The 12,227-nt window shown below is 66.0% G+C and carries 14 protein-coding genes; 7 read left to right on the forward strand and 7 right to left on the reverse strand.

The features are described 5' to 3' along the window. On the forward strand, positions 1 to 188 hold a 188-nt coding region (locus GAK28_RS17760; protein WP_291782240.1), incomplete at its 5' end, for a hypothetical protein. A 183-nt stretch (positions 189 to 371) separates the two neighbouring features. On the opposite strand, the gene GAK28_RS17765 is transcribed toward GAK28_RS17760, so the two are convergent. After that, positions 372 to 812 (reverse strand): hypothetical protein, encoded by a 441-nt coding sequence (locus GAK28_RS17765; RefSeq protein WP_291782244.1) that lies wholly within the window; start codon positions 810 to 812, stop codon positions 372 to 374. After that, the gene (locus tag GAK28_RS17770; protein WP_291782247.1) at positions 788 to 1,921 is read right to left on the reverse strand and encodes an RHS repeat-associated core domain-containing protein; all 1,134 of its coding nucleotides are present in this window, start codon (positions 1,919 to 1,921) and stop codon (positions 788 to 790) included. Before GAK28_RS17770 ends, GAK28_RS17765 begins: the two co-directional genes overlap by 25 nt. Positions 1,922 to 2,510: 589 nt before the next feature. Between GAK28_RS17770 and GAK28_RS17775 the strand changes: the two genes are divergently transcribed. From GAK28_RS17775 to hemC, 4 genes are all read left to right on the forward strand, one after another. After that, positions 2,511 to 3,179, forward strand: a complete 669-nt coding sequence (locus tag GAK28_RS17775) for a carboxylesterase (protein ID WP_291782250.1) — start codon at positions 2,511 to 2,513, stop codon at positions 3,177 to 3,179. After that, the gene (locus tag GAK28_RS17780; protein WP_291782253.1) at positions 3,149 to 4,267 is read left to right on the forward strand and encodes a histidine kinase; all 1,119 of its coding nucleotides are present in this window, start codon (positions 3,149 to 3,151) and stop codon (positions 4,265 to 4,267) included. The genes GAK28_RS17775 and GAK28_RS17780 overlap by 31 nt, the downstream gene beginning before the upstream one ends. Next, the gene (locus GAK28_RS17785; protein ID WP_291782256.1) at positions 4,245 to 4,949 is read left to right on the forward strand and encodes a LytTR family DNA-binding domain-containing protein; all 705 of its coding nucleotides are present in this window, start codon (positions 4,245 to 4,247) and stop codon (positions 4,947 to 4,949) included. Before GAK28_RS17780 ends, GAK28_RS17785 begins: the two co-directional genes overlap by 23 nt. 77 nt (positions 4,950 to 5,026) lie before the next feature. Continuing rightward, complete coding sequence (gene hemC / locus GAK28_RS17790; protein WP_291782575.1) at positions 5,027 to 5,944, forward strand: hydroxymethylbilane synthase; 918 nt, start codon at positions 5,027 to 5,029, stop codon at positions 5,942 to 5,944. A 98-nt stretch (positions 5,945 to 6,042) separates the two neighbouring features. Here hemC and GAK28_RS17795 read toward each other — a convergent pair whose 3' ends face one another. After that, positions 6,043 to 6,909, reverse strand: coding sequence for a DUF481 domain-containing protein (locus GAK28_RS17795; RefSeq protein ID WP_291782258.1), 867 nt, complete (start codon positions 6,907 to 6,909; stop codon positions 6,043 to 6,045). Positions 6,910 to 6,993: 84 nt separating this feature from the next. Continuing rightward, the gene (locus tag GAK28_RS17800; protein ID WP_291782261.1) at positions 6,994 to 7,929 is read right to left on the reverse strand and encodes a hypothetical protein; all 936 of its coding nucleotides are present in this window, start codon (positions 7,927 to 7,929) and stop codon (positions 6,994 to 6,996) included. A gap of 183 nt (positions 7,930 to 8,112) precedes the next feature. Here GAK28_RS17800 and GAK28_RS17805 point away from each other — a divergent pair, with 183 nt between their 5' ends. Together GAK28_RS17805 and GAK28_RS17810 are read left to right on the forward strand one after the other, a co-directional pair. Further along, positions 8,113 to 9,105 carry a YafY family protein gene (locus GAK28_RS17805; protein WP_291782265.1) on the forward strand — a complete coding sequence of 331 codons (993 nt, stop codon included), beginning with the start codon at positions 8,113 to 8,115 and terminating at the stop codon, positions 9,103 to 9,105. Positions 9,106 to 9,118: 13 nt separating this feature from the next. After that, the gene (locus GAK28_RS17810; RefSeq protein WP_291782268.1) at positions 9,119 to 10,063 is read left to right on the forward strand and encodes a patatin-like phospholipase family protein; all 945 of its coding nucleotides are present in this window, start codon (positions 9,119 to 9,121) and stop codon (positions 10,061 to 10,063) included. A 99-nt stretch (positions 10,064 to 10,162) separates the two neighbouring features. Here GAK28_RS17810 and GAK28_RS17815 read toward each other — a convergent pair whose 3' ends face one another. The 3 genes from GAK28_RS17815 to GAK28_RS17825 all read right to left on the reverse strand — a co-directional run bounded on the left by GAK28_RS17815 (position 10,163) and on the right by GAK28_RS17825 (position 12,226). After that, positions 10,163 to 10,879, reverse strand: a complete 717-nt coding sequence (locus tag GAK28_RS17815; RefSeq protein ID WP_291782272.1) for a glycosyltransferase family 2 protein — start codon at positions 10,877 to 10,879, stop codon at positions 10,163 to 10,165. A gap of 82 nt (positions 10,880 to 10,961) precedes the next feature. Further along, positions 10,962 to 11,696: a DUF3379 family protein gene (locus tag GAK28_RS17820; protein ID WP_291782276.1), complete on the reverse strand. Its 735-nt coding sequence runs from the start codon at positions 11,694 to 11,696 to the stop codon at positions 10,962 to 10,964. Further along, positions 11,693 to 12,226: a sigma-70 family RNA polymerase sigma factor gene (locus GAK28_RS17825; protein ID WP_291782278.1), complete on the reverse strand. Its 534-nt coding sequence runs from the start codon at positions 12,224 to 12,226 to the stop codon at positions 11,693 to 11,695. The genes GAK28_RS17820 and GAK28_RS17825 overlap by 4 nt, the downstream gene beginning before the upstream one ends. Between the last annotated feature and the right edge of the window lies 1 nt (position 12,227).

Below are 12,227 nucleotides of genomic sequence, written 5' to 3' on the forward strand. Positions count from 1 at the left end.
CCGGGATTTCCTTGATCGCCTTCATTGTCGCGGCCTTCGCGTTAGGCAGTTTTGCCGGTCGCTATGATCTGCGTCCTCACCAATACGAATGGCCGGATAACTGGCTGGAATTCTCCGGCGCCTTGCTCATCGGCTCGACGCTGGGGGCGATCTGGATGTGGTTCATCTCGCGGGAACCCGAACTGTAGGAGCGCGCTTGCGCGCGATGCACGTTTGCCGTGAGCACCCATCGCGGAAGCGATCCGCTCCCACCCCTTTTTTATAGGCCACGCTACCGAAGGGGCTGGGAGCCGATCGTATCAGCGATACCTAATCGTATACCACCACGTGGTCATCGCTTAACCATGATAGCGATGCCGAGCATTCCCTTCTCAAGCGGACGTCCCCAGCGCAGCCGATACGTCGATCCCTAGCTCCATACGCACGCGATCACGAACAGTACGTACGTAGGTCTCCAGCACCGGTAATAGGTCGGCCCGACTTACGGTCTCGTCGTCAAGCTCGTCAAGAGCAAATGCAGACCTAGGTAGGTAGCGTTCGCCCGACATCGAAATGAACGACAGAAGAGGTGATTCTTCTGATTCCAACGAGTGATATTCAAAAGATCTTTCTGGATCACAAATCCATTCGGCAATTTGCTGCGCCAGCTCAACAATGGGAAAATCGGGCTCGTCGAGAAGGCGCCGTCGTCCGACAACTAGGCATAGCCGGGCGTTAATCCTAAGCAGCAGCTGCCATATCTCGGAAGGATCGTCGACTTCATGTCGAAGATCCTCGATATGGAAACTCAATTGACTGGATACGCTGTCCATATTTTCCCATCCTCACCAACGACAATCTTGATGCTTGTCTGACCTTTGGTTCCAATGACTCGCCCTAGATCGGTAATAACGCTAAATGATCCTGGCCTATTATTTGGAAGAAAGCGAGCTGCATCTGACTGAAGCGCCTCTTTGATCAATGCAATTGGTTCGGCACTAGCAGAGAAACGAGCATATCGTCCACCAGCCGTCGAAAGGTGTTTCAATGGCACCACAAATCCATCCGCCAGACTAGCTGCTTTGAAGGCGGCGCGAGAAGCGTTACTGATGGTCGTTACGCCAACTTTTTCGGCTTGGCCCTCCCCCGGCAGCAAAGACAGAGAACCCAGTACGACGTCCTTGACTGTGCACGCTTCACCACTCATGCATGCCGCGATAGTCGCACCAGGGATTTCATCAGCAACCGTGGAGGCCTCCTGGGCTACACTCGCCACATCCTGATGAACCTCGGACTTCATCGCGGCTAGACCCGCACGAGTACCACCGAGCATGCTTTGAACGCCGCCACCTTGATTGGATGACGATACGCCCGAGTAGTGATCGGACAATCGACGCATGGCCATGCAAGCGGCACTGCATTCATCATCCATCCCCGACGGATCCAGATACGTGAGTGGATTATTGGCCGCATACACGTAGCGATTGAATTTAAAAGTAAGTGATGGTCCAGGCCTTAGCGGATCAGGTGAAATAAATCTGCCTGCCAGCGGATCATAATATCGAGCCTGCATGTATATCAGGCCGGAATCAGGATCTTCCACATGCCCCGTGAAACCAGGACCGGATTGCGTGATCCCCATGACTTGCTCGCCATAAGGCCGGCGGTCGGAGCGAGTCAATATCTCACCTTGCTCATTAGCCGTAGCTAGAACCGTTCCTTCCGGATCGGTGTAGTAATACGTAACCATCGCCGTCTGACCAGACGCCCTCACATCGGAAGGGAAGGGACTCACCCAACCGACAAAGATCCAGCACAGCACTTGGAAAATTATTTTCGCGCGGCAAGCTCTTTTTTCGCCGATCTTGAATATTTGATTTCTTACGTCAGCCCGAGCCGTACAACAAGTCATGGAAAACAGGTAATCAAAAACCTTTTTCATAGCGCCCCTTCCGTGACAATGCGGCTCAGTCCTTCTGAATACCATCATGCGGCCAGAATCCGGCCGCCCCCGTTCTGGATACTATCGCGAAATAACTATCTGGGTAATTTGAGATCGATAAAGCGATTCCGTCAACGCGAGCCAGGTTGCAGTGGCAGCGCTACGTGGATAGCGTAGTTTTAGCTTTTTCCCGCAAGGTCACGACACCGTTGCGAGGAGCCGTCGGGTCGGGGCCGCGTCGCGGATTGCGCCATCGAGGGTGGGTGGACGGACAAGACCGCGCAGCGGGGCCGGTCAGGATGACCGGCCTTCTTCGCCGAGGCAGGGATGCCGAGTCGAAGAATCCCGCCCACCCGCCCGGGCCCGAAGGGGCGAAGCCATAAGACACGGGCCGCGTAGCGGCCAACCTTTCCCGAGGGACGATGAAGCCGGAGCGACGCGGCCCCGGCCCGATGGCTCCTTGCGGCCACGCCTGAGCGCCGCGAGCGATGCCGAAGGCGAGCCACCCCTACGAAGCGCATCCCCTTCAAAGCAGCCAACCAACGCATTCCGCTAGGATGGCACCCCGCCGCCCAACCGGAACACCACGATGCCCCTGCCCACCATCGAACACGAAACCCAGGCCTCGCCCCGCTGGTCGGTGATCTGGCTGCACGGCCTCGGTGCCGACGGCAACGACTTCGCGCCCATCGTGCCGGAACTCGTCGACCCTTCGTGGCCCGGTATCCGCTTCATCTTTCCGCATGCGCCCGTGCGCCCCGTCACCGTCAACAACGGCGTGCCCATGCGCGCGTGGTACGACATCAAGGGCCTCGCTATCGCCGACAAGCAAGACGCCGCCGGCATCCGCGCCTCCATTGACGAAGTGGAACAGCTGATCGCCCGCGAAAACGAGCGGGGCGTGCCCACCTCGCGCATCGTGCTCGCCGGTTTCTCGCAAGGCGGCGCCATGACGCTCTCCGCCGGTCTGCGCCATCGCGAAGCCCTCGCCGGACTGCTCGTGCTCTCCGCCTACCTGCCGCTGCACGACACCATCGAAGCCGAACGCGCCGGCGCCAACCACGCCACGCCCATCTTCTGGGGCCACGGCAGCGCCGACCCGGTCGTGCCGCTCGCCCTCGGCGGACACTCGCGCCAACTGCTCGAAACCCTCGGCCACCGCATCGACTGGCACACCTACCCGATGGGCCACCAGATCAGCCTGCCCGAGATCGCCGACATCCGCGCATGGCTCACGGAGCGCTTCACCGACGCGTGACGGCGCGCGCGGCGGCGCCCAAGGGCATCCGGCATACTCCGCGCATGCCCGCCGCGCCCCGTCCGTCCTCGCCACTGCCCGACTTTTGCAGCCTGCCCGTGCTGTTCGCGCTGCTAGTCGTCGGCGCGCTCACGGTTACGCTGATGCGGCTCGCGCCCGGCGCCACCGGCGGCTGGCGCGAGTACAGCGCCGCCGTGCTGTTCACCAGCTGGCTCGCCATGCTGCTGACCGTCGCGCTGTGCAAGCTGCGCCCCGCCATGCAGCGCCTGCCCGGCCACTGGCCCTACGCCGCCGTCTGGCTGCTGCTGGTGGGCCTCGTCGGCTTCGCCGCCACCCTGCTGGGCTGGATGGACAAAGGCCTCTCGCTCGGCATCGGCGCCGCCGCGCCCGAGCGTTTCACCCTCCAGGCCATGCTCGCCACCGGCCTGCTCGGCGCCTGCCTGCTGCGCTACTTCTACGTGGTGGGGCAGTGGCAGGCACGCATGGCCGCCGAATCACAGGCCCAGGTGGATGCCCTACAAGCCCGCATCCGCCCGCACTTCCTGTTCAACAGCATGAACACCGTGGCCGCGCTGATCGCGGTGGACCCCGGTGCCGCCGAACGCACCGTGGAAAACCTCGCCGAACTGTTCCGCGCCGCACTCGGCGACGACCGCGACTCCATTGGCACGCTCGGCGACGAATGGCGGCTGATCGACCACTACCTCGATATCGAATCGCTGCGCCTCGGCGACCGCCTCGTCGTCGAACGATCCCTCGACCTGCCCGAATCGCTGCCGCTGCCACGCCTGCTGCTGCAACCGCTTGTGGAAAACGCCATCCGCCACGGCATCCAGCCACGCATCGACGGCGGCACCGTGGGCATCTCGGCGCGACGCGTCCCTGGCGGACTCGAACTGCGCGTGGACAACCCGCTGCCCGACACGCCCGCGCCCGCCGGCACCGGCCATGGCCTGCGCAACGTGCGCGAACGCGTGCGCCACCACTACGGCGACCGCGCACGCGTGGACGCCGGCGCCGTGGAAGGCCGTTTCGTCGTCGCCCTGTTCCTGCCGGAGGTCGCCCATGCGCGTGCTGATCGCCGATGACGAACCGCTGGCCCGTGCCCGGCTGGCGAGCCTGCTCGCCCAGCGGGCGGACGTGGACGTGGTGGGTGACGTCGGCGACGGCGAGGCCGTGATCGCCGCCTGCGAAACCCTGCACCCCGACCTCGTGCTGCTCGACATCGAGATGCCCGGCCTGCGCGGCACCGAAGTCGCAACGCGGCTCGGCGAACTGGCCCTGCGTCCGCAGGTGGTGTTCTGCACCGCCTACGAAGGCCACGCCTTGCAGGCCTTCGACCTGGGCGCGACCGACTACCTGCTCAAGCCCGTGCGCGCCGAACGCCTCGCCGACGCGCTGGACCGGGTGCTCGCCCGGCTGCCCGCGCGGCCGGCGACGGGCGCCGCCTGGCTGCGCGCCCGCCAGGGCACCGACGAGATCCGCATCGCCTTCGCCGACGTGCTCTACCTGCTCGCCGAGGACAAGTACGTGGCCGTGCACCACGTGGGCGGCACCCACCTGATCGACGACTCGCTGCGCCAGCTGGAAACCGCCCACGGCGACCGACTGGTCCGGCTGCACCGCAACTGCCTGGTGCCGCAGTCGCGCCTGCTGGGCCTGAAGACCCTGACCGACGGCCGGGCCATGGCTCGCCTGGACGGCAGCGACGCCAGCCTGGAAGTGAGCCGGCGCAACCTGCCCGCCGTGCGGCAGCTGCTGCGCGGCTGATCGTCGCGCTGCGCGCGGGCGGGGATTGCGGGACAATGGTGGGCTATGAGCGCGCCATCCACCGGAACCTTTCCATGATAGCCCCGCTTCGCATCGCCACCCGTCAGAGCGCCCTGGCCCTCTGGCAGGCCAACCACGTCGCCGACCTGCTGCGCCAGGCGCATCCCGGCCTGGCCGTGGAACTGGTGCCCCTCTCGACCCGCGGCGACGAGATCCTCGACCGCTCGCTCGCCACCATCGGCGGCAAGGGCCTGTTCCTCAAGGAACTGGAAGTCGCCATGCTCGAAGGCCGCGCCGATATCGCGGTGCACTCCCTGAAGGACGTACCGGCCGAACTAGAGCCGGGCTTCACCCTGGGCGCCATCGTGGAGCGGGCGGACGCCGCGGACGCCTTCATCAGCAACGACTACGCCACGTTCGACGAACTGCCGAAGGGCGCGAAGGTAGGCACCTCGTCGCTACGCCGCCAGGCACAAACGCGAGCGCTGCGCCCCGACCTACAATTGCTCGACCTGCGCGGCAACGTGAACACCCGCCTGCGCAAGCTCGACGAAGGCGAGTACGACGCCATCATCCTCGCCTGTGCGGGTGTCGAACGGCTCGGCCTGGGTCATCGCATCCGCGCCCGCCTCGCCAGCCCGCACTGGCTGCCGGCGCCGGGGCAGGGTGCCATCGCGGTGGAAGCCAGGGCCGGGGACAGCTACGTGCTGGACCTGCTGGCGAAGCTGGACGAGAAACACACGCGCATCGCCATCGATGCCGAGCGCGCGCTCAACGAAAAGCTGGGCGGCAGCTGCGCGGTGGCGATCGGTGCGTGGTGCATTCCAACCGAGCGCGGTCTCGTGCTGCATGGCCTGGTGGGCAACGCCACAACGGGCGAACTGATTCGCGCCAGCGCCGAGATCGAAGGCGACCGGCCGGTGGAGCTGGGCCACGAGGTGGCTGCGATGTTGATCGGGCAGGGTGCGGAAGATTTCCTGAAGCCCCAGCGGTAAACCCATGCTGTTGTAGGAGCGCGCTTGCGCGCGATGCGAGGTTGCGTAGCCCCCCATCGCGCGCAAGCGCGCTCCTACAGACGGATGCAGCGGTGCCGTCAGAAGTTGTAGACGAGGTTCGTCGTCATCAGCTTGTCGGTGCTAACCGTGCCGGGCTGCGTGTCGCTGTTGTAGCGGATCTGGTAGCCCACCTTCAGCGCCATCTTCTTGGTCATGCTGACCGACACGCCGATGTCGTTCTGGTAGTACTGGTTCTTCGAGCCCGCTTCGATCAGCAGCGTGTCTTCCAGCGCGGTGTTGTCGGTGAGGCGGTACTTGCCGTTGACCAGGCCACGACCCACGACTTCGCTCTCCGCGTTCGGCGTATAGCGCTCGGTGACGGCGGCGCCGTTGGCGTCCAGCACCGGCGTGCCATCGGCATTGGTGACCGCGCGGTTCGACTTGGCCGGCTGGTAGCGCTTGAAACCGGGACCGATTTCGAAGGACAGCTCGGCACGCTCGTTCTTCAGCGCGATGTAGCCGTAGCCGACCGAGAGCACGCCCTGCCAGGTGTTCGCGCCGAAGTCGTCATGTTCGTAACGCGCCGCGGTCACGACGTAGCTGCGCGGATCGAACTTGTAGCCCACCGAGGCGCCGGTGTCGTAGCGGTTGGCCGTGGTGCTGAACTTGTTGACCGTGTTGCCGTTGCCATCCTGCACGGACACTTCGCCCTTGGAGCGCAGGCCGTTGAGGAAGAAGCTGTTCTTCCAGACTTCGTTTTCCTGGCTCAGGCCGAGCTTGGCGTTGGCATTCTCCGACCGGGAGTTGCCGCGCGACGAGGCGAAACCGAATTCGCCCGAGCCGGTCCAGCCGCCGTTCTGCGCGGAGTTGTTGGTTCCGTTGGCATTGTTGGCGTTGGCGTCCTGGGCTGATGCGGCGAAAGGCAGCGCAGCAAGGACGAGCGTGGCGATAAGCAGGTTTTTCATCGTCTTCCCGTATGTGTGAAATGGATTGGTTTCCGGTGCAATCGCACCTGGCGCACCCCCGCGCCGTGATTCGTTTTTACTGCTTCAGTCTTCCGGCAACTGCGCGTACGCGTGCCCGTAAAGACGTTGTTCCAGGCATTGACCGACAAGGCAGCTTAACGTTGCCACACCGGCCGCCGCGATCTGCGCGCCCGCCTCGCCATGGGTCACCAGCAGGATGCACGGCAAGCCCACGGACAACGCGGCGACACCGAAACGCCAGGCCATCAACGACGTGCCCAGGCGCCCCGTGGTGAATCGCTCGCTCTGGCCCCGGTCCTCGGCCACCTGGCGCAGCGAGCGCCAACGCATGCCCTCGACGACGCCGGTGGCCAAGCCCACCGCCAGCAGCGCCAGCCGCCAGGGATTGAACGGCTCGCTGCGGGTTTCGACCTGCGCCGCCAGGCACAGCCAGAACCACAGGCCACCCGCGAACAAGGCCCCGACCGTGCGACCCAGGGGCTGCACGTTGGCCATGGTGGCGATGTCCGCCGGCAACCCTAGCTGGCGCGAGGTCCCTCGGCTCGTGAAGACCATGGTGGCCAGGCTGCACAGCATGAGCGCGGCGCCGGCCAGGCGCGTGGCCCAGAAGTCGTTGCCACCGCGTGCCAGCCCCGCCAGGGCCAGCATCGGCAGGTAGTTGGCCATGGCCACCAGGCCTTCCGGCGTGGGCATCATCCGGCGCACCGGGTTCCAGCCATGCCATTCCGGCGCGAAGGGCAGGCGCAGGCAGGTCGCCAGCAGCCCCAGGCTGACCAGGATCAGGCCGATCGCCAGCGGTACCAGCACCTCGCCCCGGCCGTCGGGATACAGGCCCAGGGCCAGCGAGGTGCCCAGGACCATCCACAGGCCATGACCCGCCGCCGTGGCGGTCTGGATGACCACCGTGGGCACGGAAAACAGGCTTTGGGCACGTGGGACGCCGCCTGGCGGGTCTTGCCGACCCAGGGCGACGGACGACGCGTCGTTCGGTTCCGCCATATGGGAGGCCTTGCGGCGAATCGCAAAGCAGCATTTTGGCCGCTGGAGCCGCCGGGCGCAAACTTACGACCGGGTGGGACGCCCTTGCGGAGCGCCCCGGGCGCCGCCATGCTTGGGCCGCGTAGATACGGGCGTCACGCCCGTACGGACAAACTATCCACGCTTCATCTGCCGGCGACACCCATGGACCGCTACGAGCGCATTCTTACCCTTCATCGTCTGTTGAAGTCCGCGCACTATCCGGTGCCCCTGTCCCGTCTGATGGACGAACTGGAGTGTTCGCGCGCCACGCTCTATCGCGACGTCGCCTTCCTGCGCGACGCGCTGGGCGCGCCCGTGCAGAGCGTAGCCGGCGAACAGGCTTCGTTCCGCTACGAGGCCGGCGAGGGCGACAGCTTCGAATTGCCCGGGCTGTGGCTGACCAGCGACGAGCTGGCCGCCTTGATGGCCCTCAACGAACTGATCGGTCGATCCGACCCCGGCGTGCTCGCTGGGGCGCTCGCACCATTCAAGGCGCGTATCGAGCGCCTGCTCTCCGATCACGGCAGCGGCAAGGCGCTGCCGGTGGACCGTATCCGGGTGATTTCCTGGGGCGCCCGCAAGATGGACCAGCAGGTATTCCGCATCGTCGCCGGCGCAGTGCTCGAACGACGCCAGATCACCTTCCGCTATCGCGCGCGCACCACCAACGCCGACAGCAAGCGCACGGTGTCGCCGCAGCGCCTCACGCACTATCGCGACAACTGGTACCTCGACGTATGGGACCACGACCGTGAAGCGTTGCGCAGCTTCGCTGTCGACCGCATCGCCGAACCGCAGGCGCTCGAAGGCCGCGCGCGCGACGTGGAAGAAGCCGAACTCAACGACCTGCTCGCTTCCAGTTACGGCATCTTCGCCGGCAAGTCGAAGGCCTGGGCCACCATCCGCTTCTCGTCGCACGCCGCGCGCTGGGTCGCCGACGAGCACTGGCATTCGCAGCAGAAGGGCGAGTGGCTGCCGGACGGCCGCTACGAACTCAAGGTGCCGTACTCGAATTCGCGCGAACTGCTGATGGACGTGCTCAAGTACGGCCCCGATGCCGAGATCGTCGCGCCGCTGCCGTTGCGCGAGGAAATGAAGATCCTGCTCCAGCTGGCCCTCACGGGTTACCAAAACGGATCCGACCCCAACCATTGAAGCCTCGCGTTCCATGAGCGACATCGATATTGCCGACCCGGGAGCGATCCCGGCCACCCACGGCCATCCCCGCAAACCGCGCGTCGCCCTGGCGCTCGGTGCCGGCGCGGCGAAGGGACTGGCGCACATCGGCGCCATCGAAGTGCTGGAGGAACACGGCTTCGAGATCGTCGCCATCGCTGGCACGTCGATGGGTGCGCTGGTCGGCGGCATCTACGCGATGGGCAAGCTCGACATCTATCGCGACTGGGTGTCCACGCTGGCGCGCTTCGACGTGCTGCGACTGGTCGACTGGAGTTTCTCCGGCGGTGGGTTCATCAAGGGCGACCGCATCATGGCCGCCCTGCGCGAACTGATCGGCGAGGTGAACATCGAGGAGCTGGACATCGGCTACACCGCCGTGGCCACCGACCTCGATCGCGAGCGCGAGGTGTGGCTCACCAAGGGCCCGCTGTTCGACGCGATTCGCGCGTCCATCGCCATACCGACGCTGTTTCGTCCCTACCTGCACGACGGCCGTCGCCTCGTCGATGGCGCCCTGCTCAATCCCTTGCCCGTGTTGCCGTTGATGCGCGAGGAAGCCGACTACGTGGTGGCGATAAGCGTGGACGGCGCGGCCGAGTTGCAGAAGGCGCCCGAGAAGGATGTCACGGTGATGCATGACCCGGGTTACGTGGCGAAGCTGGGGCGTCTTATCGGCAAGGTGTTGCCGCATTCGGGCGCCAAGGTGAAGGACCCGGGTGCCTTCGAACTGATGACCCAGGCGATGGACCTGATGCAGGCGAATCTGTCGCGTCTGCGCCTGGCCGCCTATCAGCCGGACCTGCTCATCGAGGTGCCGCGCAATGTGTCGGCGGTGTATGAGTTCTATCGCGCGCGGGAGTTGATCGAGCTGGGGCGCGAGCGGACGGAGAAGATGCTGGCGGAGTGGGAGCCTAGGATCTTGCCGGGGCGGTAGGGGGCTTCCCGCTTTACCGCTTCGTTGGCTATCGCGCGCGAGCGCGCTCCTACAGGAAAACGATACCGCGTCTGTAGGAGCGCGCTTGCGCGCGATGCGTCAGATTTCTTCGGTCTTGGTGACCTTGGCGCGGCGCATCAGCCAGGCGACGCCGCGCAGGTCGGCGAGGCCGACCCAGAGGCGATCGAGCATGCCGTACTTCGAGGTGCCTGCCGTGCGCGGGCGATGGCCCACCGGCACGCTCTGGCTCGCATAGCCCGCACGCTTGACCAGCGCCGGCAGGTAGCGGTGCATGTGGTCGAAGTAGGGCAGGCGCAGGAAGGTCTCGCGCTCGAACAGCTTCAGGCCGCAGCCGGTGTCCGGCGTGTCGTCGCGCAGCATGCGCGAGCGGACGGCGTTGGCGATCTTCGAGGAGATGCGCTTGTTGAAGCTGTCGCGGCGGGTGACGCGCCAGCCAGCGAAGAGCTTCAGGTCCGGCGCGGCGCCATCGCGGGCGGCCAGCAGCTTGGGGATGTCGGCCGGATCGTTCTGGCCATCGCCGTCGAGCGTGGCGACCCAGGGCGCGCGGGCGGCGCGCACGCCGTTCCACACGGCGGTGCTCTGGCCGCTGCGGGTGATGTGGCGAACGATGCGCAGCTCCGGATACTGCGCGCGGGCGGCGGTGAGCACGGCGACGCTGTCGTCGGTGCTGAGGTCGTCCACGTAGATGATCTCGAAGTCGATCCGTCCACGCAGGGCCGAGGCGATCTCGGCGAGGAGGGGCGGGATGTTGTCGCGCTCGTTGAAGACGGGCACGACCACGGCGAGGTCGGTCATCGCGGTTCCGGTGGCAAGAGGATTCGGGGCGGCATTATCGCCCAAGCGGCGCCCCTTGGGCGCCATCGCCCCGCAACTCCGTTCAGATCCGTCCGACCGCCTGTGGCGCGGGGCCCTCGATGGCGGCCCGCCACGCGCGGGCGACAGCGTCCATCGTGTGCCGGCTGGCCCCCTGCGCCATCACCACGAGGGTGCCTTCGCGCAGAGCCAACTCGCGGCCATCCCAGCCATCACGGCGGAAGGAGGCGTCGCGCTCGCCCATCTTGCCGGGGACGTACAGGGCCACCACCGGCTCGTCGTCCATGCGGGTGACCGCGTGGACGGCCGGGTACGGCCCCACCATGCAGTCGCGGACGTAGGTCACGCCATTGGGCGCCGGGCCCTTCAGGGTCGCGGAACGGCCCGCGAAACCCGCCTCGACCTGGGCGTCCGTCATCGGCCGGGTCATCGTCAGCGAGTCCATTTCCTCGGGCATGTGCGCCACGGCGAGGGCAGGCAGCGAATTCAGATCGGCCTGGCGCCAGAACATGCCGGCGCCGGCCAGCACGATGAGCAGCGATGCCGCGATCGCCATCCAACTGCGACGACGGCGCACCTGGTGACGGCGCTCGCCCGTCGCCTGGGCGAGCAGGATGCGGTCGGCCAGGCCATCGGGCACCGGCACCGCCATCGCCGCCTCGAGATCGTCCTCGAAGCGCTGGGCGCGCTGCCAGAATCCCGCGCAGCCCTCGCGGCAGCTGTCGCGGTGCGCCAGCAGGTCAGGATCGGTGGAACGGGGTTCGGCGCCGATGCGGCGACGGAAATCGAGGCAGTTCATGGGCGGCCTCCTTCCAGGGCGGCCTTGCCGCCGAGCAGGCGTTTCAGCCGCTGGCGGGCGCGAAACAACTGGGTCATGATGGCGCCGGGCTGCTGGTCGGTGGCGGCGGCGATCTCGTCGCAGCTCATGCCGCCGAGCACCTGCATGGCCAGCGGCTCGCGGTACTTGTCGGGCAGTTTCAGCATGGCGTCACGGACCTGCGCGGCATCGCCGCTGCGCTCGGGGCTGGCGAACGCGGCGTCTTCGGGCACGGAGTCGTCGATCTCCACCGTGTCGAAGTGCTTGCGTTCGTAGAGACGGGCGTGTTCCCGACGCAGGATGGTGAACAGCCAAGGCTTGGCGGCTTCCGCGTCGCGCAGGGCGTCGAGGTTCTTCCAGGCACGCAGGAAGGTCTCCTGGACGAGGTCCTGGGCAACGGTCTCGGAGCGCGACAGCCAGAAGGCGAACCGGTAAAGGTCGGCCGAGAGGGCGCGCACCATGGCTTCGTACTGGCGCTGTTTCGGGTTCACGTTCCCATGGACCGGAGCCATC

The organism is Luteibacter sp., from assembly GCF_009912395.1.
Taxonomy (GTDB): Bacteria; Pseudomonadota; Gammaproteobacteria; order Xanthomonadales; family Rhodanobacteraceae; genus Luteibacter.